Consider the following 17,946-nt stretch of genomic DNA (forward strand, 5'->3'; position numbering starts at 1 on the left):
CGTGCGCCGCAGTTGGTCGAGGTCGTCCGACCGCGGAGCTTGCCGGCCGGGGGAGGGTCGGCGTCGATCATGGGGCTCGTGCGCCGCAGTTGGTCGAGGTCGTCCGACCGCGGAGCTTGCCGGCCGGGGGAGGGTCGGCTTCGATCATGGGGCTCGTGCGCCGCAGTTGGTCGAGGTCGTCCGACCGCGGAGCTCGCCGGCCGGGGGAGGGTCGGCTTCGATGTCCCTCGCGCGCATGGTGCCGCTCACCCCGGTCCAGCCCTTCGACCCGGCCGGACGCCGCCGTTCTGCCGGAGCACTGCCTCTCCCTGCTCCACCGTCATCGGCCGGGCGAACAGATAGCCCTGCCCGTACCCGCAGCCGATGTCCGCCAGCAGGTTCCGCTGCCGCTGTTCCTCGACGCCCTCGGCGATCACCTGAATCCCCATCGTGTCGGCGAGATGGACGATGCCCTCGACGAGGGCGACCTGTCTGGGGTCCTGCGGGATGTCGTCGATGTACGTCTTGTCGATCTTGAGCACGTCGATCGGGAAGTCCCGGAGATAGCGCAGCGAGGAGTACCCGGTGCCGAAGTCGTCGATCGCGATGCGCACACCGAGGTCCTTCAGCGCCAGGATGAGCGTGTCGATCTGCTCGGTCCGCTGCATGAGCACCGTTTCGGTGAGCTCCAGTTGGAGCGTGCCCGGGTCCATGGACGAGGTGTCCAGGGCCCTGCACACCTCGTCCAGAAAGCCTCTGTCCCGCCACTGCCGGGCGGACACGTTGACACTGAGGTACGGCGCCGTGATGCGAGGGGCGCTGTGCTGGAGCCGGGCGATGTCGGCCGTGGCGTGGTGCAGCACCCAGGTGCCCAGGACGGAGATACGGCCCGTCTCCTCGGCGAGCGGGATGAACTGACCCGGCGGGACCGGCTCGCTGCCGAGGCGGAGCCAGCGGGCCAGCGCCTCGAAGCCCACGATCCGGCCCCCGCGGATGTCCACGACCGGCTGGTAGCGCAGGGTGAACTCCTGCTGCGCGAGCGCGGTGGTGAGGCGCGCCTGGAGGTCGTGGCGTGCCACCACGCGGGCCCGCTGCTGCGGCTGGAAGCGGCGCCACTGGCACTTTCCGGAAGCCTTCGCCGCGTACAGGGCCAGATCGGCGAGCGCCAGCAGTTCCTCGGGGTCGGTGCTGTCCCTGGCGGTGGCCACCCCCACGCTGGCGGAGACGCTCACCGCCTCATCGGTCAGCGTGAACGGCCGATTGAGCGTCTGGATCACCTGCGCCGCCAGGAGCTCGGCGTCGAGGGGCTGCTTCGCGTCCTCCATCAGCACCGCGAACTCGTCGCCGCCGAGGCGGGCCGCCGTGTCGCTGCGGCGCAGCGTCCGCGACAGGCGCTCCCCCACGGCACACAGCAGTTGGTCGCCGACCGTGTGACCCAGCGTGTCGTTGACGACCTTGAAGTCGTCCAGGTCGATGAAGAGCAGGCAGGTGATCGTCGATTCCCTGCGGCTGCGCAGCAGCGCCCGCTCCGTCCGCTCAAGCAGCAGAGTCCGGTTCGGCAGACCGGTCAGCGAATCGTGAAAAGCCCGCTGGGTGAGCTCGTGCTCCAGCTCACGCTGCTCGGTGACGTCCCGCAGCGTCACCACCAGACCGCCCACCGTCCGGTCCTGCCGCAGGTCGCGGCAGCGCACCTCCACCTCGATACGGTCCGTCTCCCGCACCACCCACCAGTGGTCGTGGGCCTCCTGCCGCCCACCGCTGCGCAGGGCCGTCAGAGTGCGGACCACCCGGTCCCGGTCCTGCGGATCCAGCAGCTCCGGCAGCGGCCTGCCGGTCAGCTCGACGCTGCTGCCGAACACGGCCTGCGCGGACGGAGTGGCGTAACGGACGGTGGTGTCGTCGTTGACGATGAGGATGACGTCCGTGGCGTTGTGCACCAGCGTGCGGAAGTACGCCTCGCTCTCGCTGCGGATGATCTCCCGCCGCAGCACCATGCGCCCCGTCGCCTGCCCCGCCTGCGAGGCCAGGATCTCCAGCGAGTTCTGTGTCTCGGCCAACTGCCGCTCGGGGCCGGCCACCAGCAGCGCGCCGGGCAACTCGCCGCCGGCCGGGCGGTCGGGCTGGACCATCGGGCAGACCAGGGCGGTCTTCAGACCCGCGAGCCGGTCGGCGATGGCCGGCTGCAACGCGGCGACGGGAACCTTGAGGGTGCGATGGAGGGCCGGCGTGTCCGAGCCCCGGTGCGCGGGCTCGCTCCCGGAGCCCCCGGAGCTCCCGGAGCTCCCGGAGCCCCCGAAGCCGACGGGGGAGTGCGCGAGGCGCTGGTACAGGTGCTGGGCGTCCCGGGCCGACAAGAGCATCGCCCTGTGCCGGGATTTCGGGCCGAACAGCGTGGCCGCCGCCGTGTCGCAGGCCTGGGCGATCTCCTGCGGCCAGAGTGCCGAGACCAGCGAGGCCGCCGCGGTGCGCAGGGCCTGCTCCCGCGCCAGGGCCTTGCGGTGCGCCACGACCATCACGGCGAGCCGCAGGATCACCAGCAGGAACAACACGCTGGAGAACGCGCCCAGCACCGCCGCGTCGCGCACATGGCCCATGCTCTCCTCGTACACCAGGATCGCCGGCGGGATCAGCGTGGCCACCGTGAGGAGCAGCAGCCGGCGCCACGGCGGCAGCAGGGACCGCGGCTCCGCCTCCGCGGCGGTCAGCTCCGCCATCGAGGGGTGCAGCGCGGCCAGCCCCCAGGCGGTGTAGAAGACGACCCAGCCGCAGTCCAGCAGCGTGCCGGCCTGCCAGTCACCGCTGAGCTGGATGATCCCGTAGGCGATGTCGGAGCAGAGCACCGTGAGGGTGCCCACGACGAGGAGCTGCACGGCGCGGTTGGAGCCGGACACGGGGCTGGGAGTGAGCAGGCGGACCAGGAGCGCCAGCACCAGGATGTCCCCGAGCGGGTAGGCGATGCTGATGGCACGCTGCTGCCAGGTGAGGCCCTCCAGGCGGGCCAGCGGCTGCACCAGGTACACCCAGACCGGCAGGGCGAGTCCCGCGGTGATGACCAGTGCGTCCAGCAGGCTCGGCAGATCGCGGTCCACCCGGCGATACCGCACCAGACCGAACAAGCCGGCGGTGAGCAGCGGATACACCGCGAGATAGCAGGCGTCCGCCGGGGACGGGAACGGACTGGACGCGGCGAAGTACGACTCCTGCACGTTGTAGTAGGCGTCGCCCGCGGCGAAGGCGAGTAACCCTGCGGCGAACATCCACCACGGCCAGCGATGTGCGGGCCGGTGGAGGTGCACGCCGGTGAGGACGGCGACGGCGCCCACCAGCCCGATGACGGCCCACAGCGGCGTGCGCAGGTCCGGGACGGCCATGTACAGGCCGGTGATGGCCACGACCAGCGCGATGAGGGCGGCCATCAGCCGGTGCGCCGTCGGCAAGGTCATACGCCTCCCGGATCGGAGGAGACCGTGCTGTGCGGAATACCCCGACTCGGGCTTCCTTCAATGATCGTGGCACGGGGGGCACCCCGCTGCATCTCCTCTTGACTTGGAGCGCTCTTCAAGTTGAAGACTCCCTCCCGTGCCCCGAACGCGGGCACATACGGGAGGGATCGTCATGAAGTACCGCACCATCGGCACCGCCCCCGGTACCCGGCGAGAAGTCAGCGTGCTCGCGCTCGGCGCGATGCTGTTCGGCTCACGGACGGACGAGCGGACGTCCTTCGCCGTGCTCGACCGCTATGTCGAGGCCGGCGGCACCTTCATCGACACATCCGACAACTACGCCTTCTGGGAGGACGGGGGCCAGGGTGGCCAGAGCGAGGAACTGCTCGGCCGGTGGCGCCGCAGCCGCGGCATCGGCGACGAGATCGTCATCGCGACCAAGCTCGGAGCGCGGCCGCTCGCTCCAGGAACCGGCTTCGTCGACAACGCCGAGGGCCTGTCCGCCAAGGTGATCCGCGAGTCCGCCGAGCGCAGCCGCGACCGGCTCGGCATGGCGAAGCTGGACCTGCTCTACGCCCACATCGAGGACCGGAACGTCCCCCTTCAGGAGACCGTCGAGGGATTCGCGGAACTGGTCGGCGAGGGCACCGTCGGTCTGCTCGGCGTCAGCAACCACGCGATCTGGCGGGTCGAGCGGGCACGCGCGCTCGCCGTGGAGGCCGGACTGCCCGGCTACGAGGTCCTCCAGTACGCCCACAGCCATCTGCGGCCCCGCTTCGACGTCCCCGCCGGCCTGTTCCCCGACGGCAGCCTCGGCCACGCAGGCCCCGAGCTGCTGAGCTATCTGCGGGCGGAACCCGGCCTGGCCCTGGTCGCCTACTCCCCGCTGCTGCAGGGTGCCTACGCCCGTCCGGACCGGCTGCCCGCCGACTTCGACCACCCGGGAACCGCGTCCCGTCTGACCGTGCTGCGCGAGGTCGCCCAGGAGACGGGCGCGACCGTCAACCAGGTCGTCCTGGCCTGGCAGATAGGCGCCGAGCTCCCGATCGTCCCGCTGGTCGGCGCGTCCTCCGTGGCCCAGCTCGACGAGAGCCTCGCCGCGGTGGACCTGGAGCTGAGCCCGGGGCAGCGGGCCCGGCTCGACGCGGCCCACTGACCACTCGCGCAGTAGGCTCCGAAGAGGAGCCGAAGGAGAGTGGGCCATGCCTCTGTTCCCGAACGAGCGGTCCGTCCGGACGACCCCCGAGGGCCTCCTGTGGGAGCCGAGTGAGCGCTGGGTGCGGGGCCGCAAGGGCGATGTGACCGTCGTCGACAGCCGGCGGCCCGTTCTGGTCTGGGAGCCCGATCTGCCCGTGCCCTGTTACGCCTTCCCGCGCGAGGAGGTCCGCACCGACCTCCTGAGCCCGGCCCGGAACCCGCCGACGGGCTCGCACACGGGGTCGCAGATCTTCTACGACCTCGAAGTCGAGGGCGAGTCGGTGGAGAACGCGGCCTGGACCTTTCCCGCGGCCGACCTGGCCGGGTACATCGCGTTCGAATGGTTCCTGCGCTGGGGCAGCGGCCTCGACCACTGGTACGAGGAAGAGGAAGAGATCTTCATCCACCCGCGCGACCCGCACAAACGGGTGGACGCCATGCCCAGCAGCCGCCACGTCCAGGTCGAGATCGCCGGGACGGTCGTCGCGGACACCCACCGCCCTGTGCTGCTGTTCGAGACCGGGTTGCCGACGCGGTACTACATCCCGCCCGAGGACGTCCGACTCGACCTGTTCGAAGCCACCGACCACCGCACAGGGTGCCCGTACAAGGGCAGGGCCCAGTACTGGAACCTGCGCGGTGGGCGGGAGGTCCCACCCAACATCGTCTGGAGCTACCACGAGCCGCTGCCCGCCCTCGGCCCGATCAAGGACCGGCTGGCCTTCTACAACGAGGCGGTCGAGATCACCGTCGACGGCAGGCGGCTCGATCGCCCGGTCACGCCGTTCAGCGAGACCCTGCGCCCGCCGCGTCGCCGCTGAACCGGTCGAGCAGGGCGTCCAGTCCGGCCGCCAGTCCCTCGGGACCACCCCGCTCGGCGAGCGCGGGCGCGATCTCGCGCAGCACGGGAAGCTCCTGGGGCGGCATACGGTGCAGCCCGAGCCGGAACGACGGATCGGATTCGTCGGGGTTGTCCACCATCGGCCGCAGTTCCACCGTCACATAGCCGAGCAGCCAGGCGGTGAAGGCCTGGTGGACGGCGGCGGCGCGCAGATCGTCGAACCCGGCCGCGCGGAGCAGCGCGAGGACCCGTTCCTGCTCCTTCAGCACGGCGAGCGGACGGCGGGCCAGCGGGACGGCGAGCATGCGGGTGGCGAGCAGCGGCACCGCCTGGGGGTGGGTGAGGAAGACGTCGTAGGTCGCCCGGGCGATGTGCTGGAGGCTCGCGCGCCAGGCCGGTGAACCTTCGGCCGCGGCGGGCCCGGGCTCGGCGTCGAGCCTTTCCTGCAGCTCCAGGTACAGCGCCTCGACCAGGCCGTCCAGCAGCGCTTCCTTGCTCGCGGCGTAGCGGTACAGCGCCATGGCCTCGACACCGAGCTCGGCGCCCAGGCGCCGCATGCTGAGCGCCGAGAGGCCCTCGCGGTCCACCAGCTCCAGTGCGCTGGCCAGCACCCGCTCCCGGCTCAGTCGTCCGTACCGGCCGCGGTCGGCGGCGCGTCGCGCCGGCGTGTCCTGCTCGACCCGATCGGCCCGCTCCCTGGCCATGCCCTTGCCTCCAGACGGTCGGTAGGAGTCATGATCCCGCACCTCACGGGGTGACTCCAACCCGCGCAAGCCGGCGCGGCGTCGTCAGTGCTGCGCGGCCCCGGTGTCGGGCGGTGCGGTGACGGCGCGGCCGAAGTAGTCGGCCTTGACGGGGACGATGCCGAAGTGCTTCTGCAGGTCGAGTCCGGCGTGCGGGCATCCGGGAACGACCCGGCGGGCCTCGGAGGGCGATTCGATGTCCGGCAGGGAGCCCTCGTCGAAGCAGGGCGAGGCGGTGACGCCGGTCGGGCGCCCCTTCAGGCGTTCCTGCCCCGTGTCCTCGCGCCACGACTTCAGGTTCCGGTAGCGCTGGTCGCCCCACTTCAAGATCCACTGACCACCGGCGGCGTAGAACTGGTTTCCCTGGAAGACGACCTGGCTTGTGGCGAGGTCGGTGTCCGACACGACGAGCGGATCCCCGTCGGTGGCGATGAGGTTGTTGCGCACGCTCACGGAGCTGTTGCCGGGGCGCACGCGCACGGCGGCGCCCTCGCCTTCGGACGAGCGCCCCATGAGCACGGTGTTCTGATAGACCTGCAAGTCCCTGATCTTGGACCCGTGAATGGTCATCCCGCCATGCTCCGGCATCTTGCGCGCGTCGTTGCTGGTGATGTTGTAGCGGACGGTGTTGCCGGAGTGCGGATGCGGCCAGCGCGAGAAGATGTAAAAGCCCGAACCGTCGTTCTCGAACGACAGGTTGTACTGCAGGGTCGAGTTGAAGACGCTCGTGTCGAGGCCGAAGCCTGCGCCGTCCATTCGGGAACCGGTGTGGTTCCGGTAAGCGGCGCTGTGTTCGATCAGCACGTCCCTGGAGTCGTACGTCCAGATGCCCGCCGGTCCGTACCGCGCCTCGGCCGGGGCCTGGGTGCCGTTGTCGTGGGCACTGGAGTTGCGCACCGTGGCGTCGCGGACGGCACCGAGGACGATGCCGTTGCCGGTCGGGCGGTAGAGCGCGTTGGGGTCGCCGGGGTTGCCGTAGGACTGCACGTCCTCGACGGTGACGTTCTCGTGGGCGTAGGAGGGACGGCCGTCCTCGAACTGCGGGCCGTAGGTGAGCAGGCCGGTGTCCTTGTTGCCGTGCACTCGTGCCCGGCGGATCGCCACATCGGCGAAGCCGGTGCCGGTGATGGTGGAACCGACCCCGATGCCCACCTGGAAACCGGAGGCGTCGATGTCGGAGACGATCACGGAGGCGTGCCGTGCGTCGGTCGGGGAGTCGTTGTACAGGTTGACGCCGGCCTGGCTGGTGCGCGCCGAGCCACGCCCTCGGAGGATGAGGTCGTGGATCTCGACGCCCGCCGTGTTGTGCACGGAGACTCCGGCTGAATTGGTGGCGACGACGGTCGCCCGCCCCTTCCCGTAGGAGTCGACGACCACCGGGCGATCGGCGTCCCCCGCCTCGTCGTTGTCGATCGTGATCGTGCCGGCGAAGCGGGTCCCGCCTTCGAGGAGCAGGCGGTCACCGGGGCGCAGCGTCGCCTGTGAGGCGCGGCTCAGCGAGCGCCAGGCATCGTCCTTCGAAGTCCCGTCGGCCGAGTCGTCGCCCCGGGCGCTCAGGTAGTACGTCCGCGGTGACGGGGAACCGTAGTGCGGCACAGCGGTGCAGCCCCCGATCAGGACCACGAGGACGGCGGCGACGAAGCCGAGGGTGCGGGGGCGCCACATGGGGATCAGATCTCCAGCGGCTGCCGGAGCCGTTCGGAGGCGAGGGCGTCGGCGAACCAGCCCAGCGTGCGGCGCAGGCCGTCCTCCAAGGTGATCGCGGGCGCCCAGCCGAGCAGCTCACGGGCCCGGCTGATGTCCGGGCAGCGGCGCGTGGGGTCGTCGACGGGAAGCGGTCGGTGCTCCAGGGGGGAGGACGAGCCGGTCGCCGTGAGGACGAGTCCGGCCAGTTCGCGGACGGTGTACTCGGCCGGGTTGCCCAGGTTGACCGGCCCGGCGCAGTGGCTGTCGAGCATGGCGATGAGGCCGCGGACGAGGTCGTCGACATAGCAGAAGCTGCGGGTCTGACTGCCGTCACCCTGGATCGTGAGGGGATCGCCTGCCAACGCCTGGCGGACGAACGTGGACACCACGCGGCCGTCGTGGGGGCGCATGCGGGGACCGTACGTGTTGAAGATCCGCACGATGCCCGAGTCGACCCCGAGGGTGCGCCGGTGTGCCGCGGTGAGCGCCTCGGCGTAGCGCTTGGCCTCGTCGTAGACGCTGCGGGGTCCGACCGGACTGACGTTTCCCCGGTACTCCTCGGGCTGCGGATGCACCAACGGGTCGCCGTAGACCTCGCTGGTCGAGGTCAGCAGGAAGCGGGCCCCGTTCTGTTCGGCAAGCAGCAGCGCGTTCTGTGTGCCGAGGCTGCCCGCGGTCAGGGTCTCCAGGGGCAGCCGGTCGTAGTCGGGCGGTGATGCCGGGCTCGCGAGGTGGGCGACGGCGTCCACCGGCTCCGGCACGGTGCAGGCGCGGCTGACATCGGTGCGCACCAGCCGGAAGCGGGGATGGCCGACCAGGTGCGCCACGTTCACGGCCCGGCCGGTGCAGTGGTTGTCCAGGCACCAGACCGTGTCGCCGCGGCTCACCAGTGCCTCGCACAGATGGGATCCGAGGAAGCCGCTGCCGCCGGTCACCACCACCTTCACGACGCACCGTCCACGACAGGGCCCGGCTCGGTGCGCAGCGGGCGGCCCGGTGCGTGAAAGGCCCAGCCCGCGGCCCGCCAGGACTCCTCGTCCAGGGCGTTGCGCGCGTCGAGCAGCGCAGGCCGGCGTACCACCGCGGCGAGGACGGCCGGGTCGATCCGCCGGTACTCGGGCCAAGCCGTGAGGTGCAGGACCAGGTCGGCTTCCTCGCACGCTTTGGGCACGTCCAGGGCGTAGGCGAGCTCCGGCCACGCGGCGCGGGCGGTGTCGAGCGCCTCGGGGTCGTGCACCCTGACGAGGGCCCCTTCCGCTCGCATCGCGTCGGCGACGGTCAGGGCCGGTGAGTCGCGCACGTCGTCGCTGCCGGGCTTGAACGCGGCACCCAGCACCCCGATCCGCCGGCCGGTGAACTCCCCGCCGACGAGCCGGCGGGCCAGGTCGACGGTCCGGTGCCGCTGGCGGGTGTTGATGCGGTCCACCTCGTGCAGGAACGCCACCGCCTCGCGCGCCCCGAGCTCCTCGGCGCGAGCGGTGAACGCGCGGATGTCCTTGGGCAGGCAGCTACCGCCGAAGCCGAGTCCGGGTTCCAGGAAGAGCGGGCCGATCCGCGAGTCCGCGCCCATGGCGCGAGCGAGGAGCCTGGCGTCGGCCCCGGCGGCCTCGCAGACCTCGGCCATCGCGTTGATGAACGAGATCTTGGATGCCAGGAAGGAGTTGGACGCCGCCTTCACCAGTTCCGCGGTGGCCGGGTCGGTACGGAAGTAGGGCGTCCCGTTGCGCAGCATGGGCCGGTAGATCCGCCGCAGTACCCCGTCGGCACGGTCGGAGGTGACACCGACGACGATCCGCTCCGGGTGCATGGTGTCGTCGACGGCCGTGCCCTCACGCAGGAACTCCGGGTTCCAGGCGACCTCGCAGCCGTGCGCCGCGGAGTCGATGCGCTGCCCGAGCCGGGCGGCGGTGCCGACCGGGACCGTCGACTTCCCCACGATCAGGCTGCCGGGGCTCAGATGCGGAGCGAGGCCGTCGACGACGGCGTCGACATATCGGAGATCCGCCGCCGCGCCGTCCCTGCGCTGAGGGGTGCCCACGCAGATGAAGTGGGTCCCCGCGAAACGGGTGCCCTGGATCAGCGAAGTGGTGAACCGCAGACGCCCCGAGGCGATGGTGCGCGCGAGCAGTTCGCCCAGACCGGCCTCGTGCACGGGAGCGCGGCCGGCCGCCAGCGACGCGACCCGCTCCGCATCGATGTCGATGCCGAGCACTTCGTGGCCGATGTCCGCCATGCAGGCGGCGTGGACCGTACCCACGTATCCGGTTCCGATGACTGTCAACCGCATGGTGGCTCCTTCGCACTCGGCCACCCGCACGAGCCGGCGAGGCCGCGGGGCCTTCGCGCTAAAGATCCAGATTTGTATGTTTACGCTGTATATGTACAGCTTGGTCCCATCGTTTCCGGGCGTCAAGCGGGATACGATGTAAACAGGAGTTGTAAACAAGAGATGTAAACGTACGATGAAGATCGGGAAGTCCCGCGCGCCAACTGGGATGTGCCTGATGATGCAACCACGGAGAAAACTCGACGAACGGGAACAGCGGGCCCTGGAGCGCCAGCTCAGGGATCTCTCGGACGGCAACGTCGGCCGGATCACCCCGCACGGGCCCCTCTTCGCCAGGCCGCCGCGAACTCTCCAGGCGGACCGGGGCACTTATGTGCCCGCCCTTTCCCGCCGCGACCGGGCGATCATGGCCGGTCTCGCCGTCATGTGGGCCTGTGCCTTCGCGTGGTTCTGGCTGTGGTGGCTGCAACCGGGGCACCTGGTGTCCTGGGCCGGGATGGCCATCACCAGCCTCCTGCTGCTGTATCTGTCCACCCAGGCCAGCTACTTCCTCATCGCGGTGGCGCGACTGCCGCGTGTGCAACCGGCGTTGAGGATCCCGAGAGTGCGACTGGCCATCGCGGTGACCCGCGCTCCCTCCGAGCCCTGGGCCATGGCCAAGCGCACGCTACTGGCGATGAAAACGCAGGAATTCCCGTACGCGTACGACGTCTGGCTGTGCGACGAGGATCCGTCGCAGGAGATCCGCCGATGGTGTGCCGGGCAGGGGATCCGCGTGTCGACGCGGAAAGACGTACCGGAGTACAACCGCAGCACTTGGCCGCGCCGCACCAAGTGCAAGGAGGGCAACCTCGCCTATTTCTACGATCACTGGGGCTACCGGGAATACGACATCGTCGTACAACTCGACTGCGACCACGAGCCGTCCCCCACCTATCTGACGGAGGTGGTCCGGCCCTTCTCGGACGAGGCCATCGGCTATGTGGCGGCGCCGAGCATCTGCGATGTCAACGCCCGGACGTCCTGGGCGGCTCGAGGCCGCCTGTACCGGGAGGCTCCGTTCCACGGCCCCTTCCAGCTCGGACACGCGGACCGGCTGGCGCCTGTGTGCATCGGATCGCACTACGGGGTGCGTACCCGCGCCCTGCGTGACATCGGTGGCCTGGGTCCCGATCTGGCGGAGGACTTCACCACCTCCTTCCTGTTCAACTCCGCAGGATGGCAGGGGGCCTTCGCGATCGACGCGGAGGCTCACGGTCTGGGCCCCATGACGTTCGCGGACATGGTGACGCAGGAATACCAGTGGTCGCGCAGTCTCGTCGCGATGATGTTCGGGATGATCCCGCGGCACATGCATCGCCTGCCCATACGGCTGCGCATCCGGTTCTCGATCGTGCTCATGTACTACCCGCTGCTGGCGCTCGCGGCGATAGCCGGACTGGTGTTGCCCGTGGTGGCGGCGGTGACCGGCAGTCTGTGGGTCAGCGTCAACTACCTCGCGTTCCTGGCCAACTTCTTCGCCATGGGCGTCTGCATGCTCCTGCTCCTGTTGCTGTTGCGGCGCCGCGGCCTGCTGCGCCCGCGCACGGCACCGGTGCTGAGCTGGGAGCTGTGGCTCTTCACCCTTGCCCGATGGCCGTGGGTGGCCTGGGGGGTGCTGGGGGCCATCGTGCAGGAGACCTTCCGGCAGCCGATCTACTTCAAGGTCACCCCCAAGGACCGCAGCGGGTCCGAGGTGCTGCCGAAACGGCTGGTCCTGCCCTATGCGTTCATCGTGACGATCCTGTCGGCGGCGGCCATCGTCGGTGAGCAGACCGGTCCGGCGGTGGGCTACGTCTTCCTCTGCATCCTGGGCGCCTGCGCGTACGCGGTGGTCGGCGTCGCCGTGTCCGTGCTCCATGTCGTGGAGGCCGCCAAGGCGGCGGGGACCCGGCTGCGGTCCGCCGTGATCACGGCCCGCACGCCGCTGCTGCTCGCCCTGGCCCCGTTGCTGCCCCTGGCCTTCGCCATCTGCGTCTTCCCTCCCTACCTCCTTGCCGTGCTGGGCGGCCAGGGCTGAACGGTGAGCCGGGGCTCGAGGTCGACGGCCTGGCCGGCCGGGAGGGTGCGTTCGTGGCCTGTTCGCTGTGGCACGCCGACGCCCTCGCCGTGACCGGTCACCCGGAGCAGGCCCGGGAGACGTTCGAGCGCGTTCGCAGCGACGCCGGTCTGCTCGCCGAGCAGTGGGACCCCGACGCGGGCCGCCAACTCGGCAACGCCCCCCAGGCGTTCAGCCGCATCGCCCTGATCGAGACGGCCTTCGCTCTGTCGCCCGAGACCCTGCCGCTGGCCGGAGCGCGGCCTGCAGCGGGTGAAGCGCCCCAGACGCCGGGGCCCGGTCAGCAGTCCTTCGGCTTCGGGCGCCGGGGTCAGCAGTCCTTCGGCTTCGGGCGCCGGGCGGAGCACTCGTAGCCGTGCGGGTTGAGCCGCTGGAAGCGCCAGGCGTCCCGGCACATGCCGGTCAGGTCCCGGGTGGGACGCCAGCCCCAGGCGCGGCTCACGGCCGTCGTGTCGGCGACCAGTGCGGCCGCGTCGCCCGGCCGGCGGGGCGCGAACTCGTACGGCACGGGCCGGCCGCACGCCGCGGAGAACGCGGCGACCACCTCCAGGACCGAAGTCCCCCTGCCCATGCCCAGGTTGTACACGTGCATGCCGGGCGCGTCGGCGAGGTGGTCGAGCGCCACGCGGTGTGCCTCGACCGTGTCCATGACGTGGAGATAGTCCCGGACGGCGGTCCCGTCCGGGGTGGCGTAGTCGTCGCCGAAGACCTGCAGGCGCTCACGGCGGCCGACGGCCACCTGGGCCACGTACGGCAGCAGGTTCTCGGGCGTGCCCCGCGGATCCTCGCCCAGCAGCCCGCTGGGATGGGCGCCCGCCGGGTTGAAGTACCGCAGGCACAGCACCGTGTACTCGGGGCGGTGCCGGCACACGTCGGCGAGGATCCGCTCGCACAGCCACTTGGAGGCCGCGTAGGGGCTGGCGGGGCGGGCGGGAGTGGTCTCGTCGAGCGGACCCGGGCCCGCGTCCCCGTAGACCGAGCACGAGGAGGAGTAGACGAGCCTGTGCACCCCGTGTTCCTGCATGCTGCGCAGCAGGGACAGGGTGCCGCCGACGTTGATGTCGTAGTACTCGACGGGGCTCTGAGCCGAGTCGCTCACCGACTTCAGTCCGCCCAGGTGGACGACGGCGTCCACGGAGTGCCGGTCGAAGACCGCCGACAGGGCCTTTCGGTCCCGGATGTCCAGTTCGTAGACCGCGCCCACGAAGCGGCCCGCAAGCCGCTCCACCCGTGCGAAGACCTGTGGGGCGCTGTTGGAGTAGTCGTCGACCGCGATCACTTCGTAGCCGTGGTCGAGGAGTTCCACGCAGGCATGGCTGCCGATGAAACCAGCCCCGCCTGTGACGAGGACGGTCGACGGTACCGGTTCGAAGGTTGCCATGACGGGAAGCTCTCGACAACGCCGTACGTTTACGTCGTATATGTTCGACTCTCCTCCCGTCGACCCCCGGAGTCAAGGGGCTCAGGGCCTGACCAGGAGCTGGAAGTCGAACGCGTACCGGGACGCGCGGTAGATGTGTGTCCCGTACTCGACCGGCCTGCCCGTGTCGTCGTACGCCGTGCGCTGCATGGTCAGCAGGGCGGTGCCCTCCTTCTCGTCCAGTCGTTCCGCCTCCTCGGCCGTGGCGCTGCGGGCGCCGATGGTCTGCCGGGCGCTGTGCAGGGTGATGCCGACGGCCCGCATCATCCGGTACAGGCCGGTCGACTCCAGCCGGGCGGTGTCGAGATCGAGCAGGCTCGCGGGCAGGTAGTTGCAGAGGACGGCCACGGGCTGCCCGTGCGTGCAGCGCAGCCGCTCCAGCAGCGTGACCTCCGCGCCCTCCGCGATGCCGAGCGCGGCCGCGACGTCGGCGGTCGCCGGGACGCGCTCGTTGCGGACGACCTGCGTGGTCGGGCCCTGCCCGGCCGCCTCCAGGTCGTCGTAGAGGCTGCTGAGCTCCAGCGGGCGCTTGACCTGGCTGTGCACGACCTGCGTGCCCACCCCGCGCCGCCGCACCAGCAGCCCCTTGTCGACGAGCGACTGGATGGCCTGCCGGACGGTGGGCCGGGACAGGCCCAGCCGCACCGACAGGTCCACCTCGTTGCCCAGGAGGTTGCCCGGGGCGAGCGCCCCGTGCTCGATCGCCGCCTCCAGTTGCTGCGCGAGCTGGTAGTACAGCGGCACGGGACTGCCCCGGTCCAGGGCGAAGTCCAGCGAGTCCAGCGCGGAGGCGGACGCGGTGCGTGCGGAGCCGCGGGTCTTCGCCATGGGACGACCTCCCTGTCAGGGTGTCAGGAGTTGCTGGGGAACCCGAGGTTGATGCCGCCGTCGGACGGGTCCGGCCAGCGCGTGGTGATGACCTTGCCCTGGGTGTAGAAGGCGATGCCGTCGTTGCCGTAGATGTGCAGGTCGCCGAAGAGCGAGTCCTTCCAGCCACCGAAGGAGTGGTAGCCGACGGGCACCGGGATCGGCACGTTCACGCCGACCATGCCCGCCTTCACCTCGAGCTGGAAGCGGCGGGCGGCGCCGCCGTCGCGGGTGAAGATCGCGGTGCCGTTGCCCCAGCGCGAGCCGTTGATCAGCTTGATGGCCTCCTCGTACGTCTCCGCACGCACCACCGCGAGGACGGGGCCGAAGATCTCGTCGCGGTAGGCGTCCGCCGTCAGCGGCACCCGGTCCAGCAGGGAGACACCGAGGAAGAAGCCGTCCTCGTGGCCCTCGACCGAGTAGCCGGTGCCGTCCACGACGACCTCGGCGCCCTGCTCGGCGGCGGAAGCCACGTAGGACGCCACCTTGTCGCGGTGCTCGCGGGTGATCAGCGGCCCCATCTCGGAGGCGGGGTCGTTGCCGGGGCCGATGCGCAGGTTCTTCGCCCGCTCGGCGATCTTGCCGACCAGCTCGTCGCCCGTGTCACCGACCGCCACCACGACCGACACGGCCATGCAGCGCTCGCCCGCCGAACCGTACGCGGCGTTGATCGCCTGGTCGGCGGCGAAGTCCAGGTCGGCGTCCGGCAGGACCAGCATGTGGTTCTTGGCACCGCCGAGGGCCTGCACGCGCTTGCCGTGCTCAACCGCCTTGAGCTGGATGTACTTCGCGATCGGCGTCGAGCCGACGAAGGAGACCGCCTCGATGTCCGGGTGCTCAAGGAGCCGGTCCACGGCCACCTTGTCGCCCTGCACGACGTTCAGCACACCCTCCGGCAGCCCGGCCTCGGTGGCCAGCTCGGCCAGCCGGTACGACGCCGACGGGTCCTTCTCGGACGGCTTCAGCACGAAGGTGTTGCCGCACGCGATGGCCAGCGGGAACATCCACATCGGCACCATGGCCGGGAAGTTGAACGGCGTGATGCCGGCGACCACGCCCAGCGGCTGCCGGATCGAGGCCACGTCCACGCGGGACGACACCTGCGTCGACAGCTCGCCCTTCAACTGCACGCTGATCCCGCAGGCCAGCTCCACGATCTCCATGCCGCGCGCGACCTCGCCGAGCGCGTCGGAGTGGACCTTGCCGTGCTCGGCGGTGATCAGTTCGGCGATCTCGTCGCGGTGGGCGTCCAGCAGTTCGCGGTACTTGAACAGGATCGCCGTCCGCTTGGCCAGGGACGACTGGCCCCAGCTCTCGAACGCGGCCTTGGCGGAGGCGACGGCGGCGTCCACCTCGTCCACGGTCGCGAAGGCGACCTGCTTCTCCTGGGCGCCGGTGGCCGGGTTGTAGACGGGGCTGAAGCGGCCGGAGGTGCCCTCGACCGGCTTGCCGTCGATCCAGTGGGTGATGGTCTTCATGGTGCGAAAGTGCCTTTCGTAAGGGGAGTTCAGAGGTGACGGCGGCGTCCGGCGACGTGCTGGTCGTAGCGTTCGCGGGCCTCGACGGCGGACTCGCGGGAGGCGACCTCGGCCACCGGCACGTCCCACCAGGCCTCGGGGCCCGGCGAGGTCGGGTTGAGGATGTCCGTCTCGACGTACACGCAGGTCGGCCGGTCGGAGGCGCGGGCCGTGGCCAGCGCCTCGCGCAGCTCGCCCACCGTTTTGGCGCGCAGGACCTCCATGCCGAGGCTGGCCGCGTTGGCGGCGAGGTCGACGGGGAGCGGGGCGCCGCTGAAGGTGCCGTCGGCGGCCCGGTAGCGGTAGTCGGTGCCGAAGCGCTCGCCGCCGGTCTCGGCCGACAGCCCGCCGATGGAGGCGTAACCGTGGTTCTGGATCAGGACGATATTGACCGGCAGGCCCTCCTGGACGGCGGTGACGATCTCCGTCGGCATCATCAGATAGGTGCCGTCGCCGACCAGCGACCACACGGCCGTGTCCGGGGCGGCCTGCTGGATGCCGATCCCGGCCGGGATCTCGTAACCCATGCAGGAGTAGCCGTACTCCAGGTGGTACTGGCGCGGCGAGCGCGACCGCCACAGCTTGTGCAGGTCGCCCGGGAGCGAACCGGCCGCGTTGATGACCACGTCGTCGTCGCCGACGACCGCGTCCAGCGCGCCCAGCACCTGGGTCTGCGTCGGTACGGCCGTCTCGTCGTCGGCCCGGTAGGCGGCCTCGACCACCGCGTCCCAACGCTCCTTGCCGGCGCCGTACTCGGCCTCGTACGCCGCTTCCACCCGGTGGCCGGAGAGCGCCTCCGTCAGGGCCGTGAGTCCCGCCCGCGCGTCGCAGACAAGGGTCCGCGCGGCCAGCTTGTGCGCGTCGAAACCGGTGATGTTGAGGTTCAGGAAGCGCACGCCCGGGTTCTGGAAGAGGGTGCCGGAGGCGGTGGTGAAGTCGGTGAATCTCGTGCCCACGCCGATCACCAGGTCCGCGGCGCGGGCGATGTCGTCGCTGACCGAGGTGCCGGTGTGGCCGATGCCGCCGAGGTCGGCGGGGTGGTCATGACGCAGGGAGCCCTTGCCGGCCTGGGTGGAGGAGACCGGGATGCCGGTGGCCTCGACGAAGGTCTTGAGCGCAGCCTCGGCCTCGCTGTGGTGGACACCGCCGCCCGCCACGATCAGCGGGCGCTCGGCGGAGCGGATCGCCTCGACGGCCGCCGCCAGCTCGACCGGGTCGGGCGCGGGACGCCGTACGTACCAGACACGGTCGGCGAAAAACTCCAGCGGCCAGTCGTACGCCTCCGCCTGGACGTCCTGGGGGAGGGCCAGCGTGACCGCGCCGGTCTCGGCCGGGTCGGCGAGGACGCGCATCGCGTTCAGCGCGGACGGGATCAGGGCCTCAGGGCGGGTGATCCGGTCGAAGTAGCGGGAGACCGGGCGCAGGGTGTCGTTGACCGACACGTCCGCCTCGGTCGGGTGCTCCAACTGCTGGAGCAGCGGGTCCGGGGCGTGCGAGGCGAAGTAGTCGCCGGGGAGCAGGAGGACGGGCAGACGGTTGATGGTGGCGAGCGCGGCACCGGTGACGAGGTTCGTCGCGCCCGGGCCGATCGACGTCGTCACCGCCTGCGCGGAGAGCCGGTTGAGCTGCCGGGCGTAACCGACGGCCGCGTGCACCATGGACTGCTCGTTGCGGCCCTGGTGGTACGGCATGACGTCCTCGCCCGCCTGGAGGAGCGCCTGCCCGAGGCCGGCCACGTTGCCGTGGCCGAAGATGCCCCAGGTGCCGGCGACCAGCCGGTGCCGTACGCCGTCGCGCTCGGTGTACTGGGCGGACAGGAACCGCACCAGCGCCTGGGCGACGGTCAGGCGGACGGTGGATGGGCTCAT

At 70.8% G+C, this 17,946-nt stretch carries 12 protein-coding genes and 1 pseudogene; 4 read left to right on the forward strand and 9 right to left on the reverse strand.

Annotated elements, in window-relative coordinates; genetic code table 11:
• Positions 1–245 precede the first annotated feature (245 nt).
• Positions 246–3,422, reverse strand: coding sequence for a putative bifunctional diguanylate cyclase/phosphodiesterase (locus tag ACZ69Q_RS05295; protein WP_471036619.1), 3,177 nt, complete (start codon positions 3,420–3,422; stop codon positions 246–248).
• 172 nt (positions 3,423–3,594) lie between these two features.
• On the opposite strand from ACZ69Q_RS05295, the gene ACZ69Q_RS05300 reads away from it, so the two are divergent.
• Positions 3,595–4,578, forward strand: a complete 984-nt coding sequence (locus ACZ69Q_RS05300; protein ID WP_471036621.1) for an aldo/keto reductase — start codon at positions 3,595–3,597, stop codon at positions 4,576–4,578.
• A gap of 46 nt (positions 4,579–4,624) precedes the next feature.
• On the forward strand, positions 4,625–5,440 hold the full coding sequence (locus tag ACZ69Q_RS05305; RefSeq protein WP_471036623.1) for a DUF427 domain-containing protein: 816 nt from the start codon (positions 4,625–4,627) through the stop codon (positions 5,438–5,440).
• Here ACZ69Q_RS05305 and ACZ69Q_RS05310 read toward each other — a convergent pair.
• The 4 genes from ACZ69Q_RS05310 to ACZ69Q_RS05325 form a co-directional block, all read right to left on the reverse strand.
• Positions 5,406–6,164 (reverse strand): TetR/AcrR family transcriptional regulator, encoded by a 759-nt coding sequence (locus tag ACZ69Q_RS05310; RefSeq protein WP_471036626.1) that lies wholly within the window; start codon positions 6,162–6,164, stop codon positions 5,406–5,408. The two genes, ACZ69Q_RS05305 and ACZ69Q_RS05310, sit on opposite strands and share 35 nt — an antisense overlap.
• An 84-nt stretch (positions 6,165–6,248) precedes the next feature.
• Positions 6,249–7,868 carry a right-handed parallel beta-helix repeat-containing protein gene (locus ACZ69Q_RS05315; protein WP_471036628.1) on the reverse strand — a complete coding sequence of 540 codons (1,620 nt, stop codon included), beginning with the start codon at positions 7,866–7,868 and terminating at the stop codon, positions 6,249–6,251.
• Positions 7,869–7,873: 5 nt separating this feature from the next.
• Complete coding sequence (locus tag ACZ69Q_RS05320) at positions 7,874–8,836, reverse strand: UDP-glucuronic acid decarboxylase family protein (RefSeq protein ID WP_471036629.1); 963 nt, start codon at positions 8,834–8,836, stop codon at positions 7,874–7,876.
• Complete coding sequence (locus ACZ69Q_RS05325) at positions 8,833–10,176, reverse strand: UDP-glucose dehydrogenase family protein (RefSeq protein ID WP_471036630.1); 1,344 nt, start codon at positions 10,174–10,176, stop codon at positions 8,833–8,835. The genes ACZ69Q_RS05320 and ACZ69Q_RS05325 overlap by 4 nt, the downstream gene beginning before the upstream one ends.
• Before the next feature lie 217 nt (positions 10,177–10,393).
• On the opposite strand from ACZ69Q_RS05325, the gene ACZ69Q_RS05330 reads away from it, so the two are divergent.
• The gene (locus ACZ69Q_RS05330) at positions 10,394–12,235 is read left to right on the forward strand and encodes a glycosyltransferase family 2 protein (protein ID WP_471036631.1); all 1,842 of its coding nucleotides are present in this window, start codon (positions 10,394–10,396) and stop codon (positions 12,233–12,235) included.
• 20 nt (positions 12,236–12,255) lie between these two features.
• Positions 12,256–12,627 (forward strand): annotated as a pseudogene (locus ACZ69Q_RS05335) (glycoside hydrolase family 15 protein); the annotation flags it as partial.
• Here the strand turns inward: ACZ69Q_RS05335 and galE are convergent.
• The 4 genes from galE to iolD all read right to left on the reverse strand — a co-directional run bounded on the left by galE (position 12,585) and on the right by iolD (position 17,946).
• Positions 12,585–13,655, reverse strand: coding sequence for a UDP-glucose 4-epimerase GalE (gene galE, locus ACZ69Q_RS05340; RefSeq protein WP_471036633.1), 1,071 nt, complete (start codon positions 13,653–13,655; stop codon positions 12,585–12,587). The pseudogene ACZ69Q_RS05335 and the gene galE overlap by 43 nt on opposite strands.
• 81 nt (positions 13,656–13,736) lie before the next feature.
• Positions 13,737–14,522, reverse strand: coding sequence for a GntR family transcriptional regulator (locus ACZ69Q_RS05345; protein WP_471036635.1), 786 nt, complete (start codon positions 14,520–14,522; stop codon positions 13,737–13,739).
• A gap of 23 nt (positions 14,523–14,545) precedes the next feature.
• Positions 14,546–16,039, reverse strand: a complete 1,494-nt coding sequence (locus ACZ69Q_RS05350) for a CoA-acylating methylmalonate-semialdehyde dehydrogenase (RefSeq protein WP_471036637.1) — start codon at positions 16,037–16,039, stop codon at positions 14,546–14,548.
• 29 nt (positions 16,040–16,068) lie between these two features.
• A complete protein-coding gene (gene iolD, locus ACZ69Q_RS05355; protein ID WP_471036639.1) occupies positions 16,069–17,946 on the reverse strand; it encodes a 3D-(3,5/4)-trihydroxycyclohexane-1,2-dione acylhydrolase (decyclizing) in 1,878 nt (625 codons plus the stop codon).

Source organism: Streptomyces sp. NPDC036764, assembly GCF_055609385.1.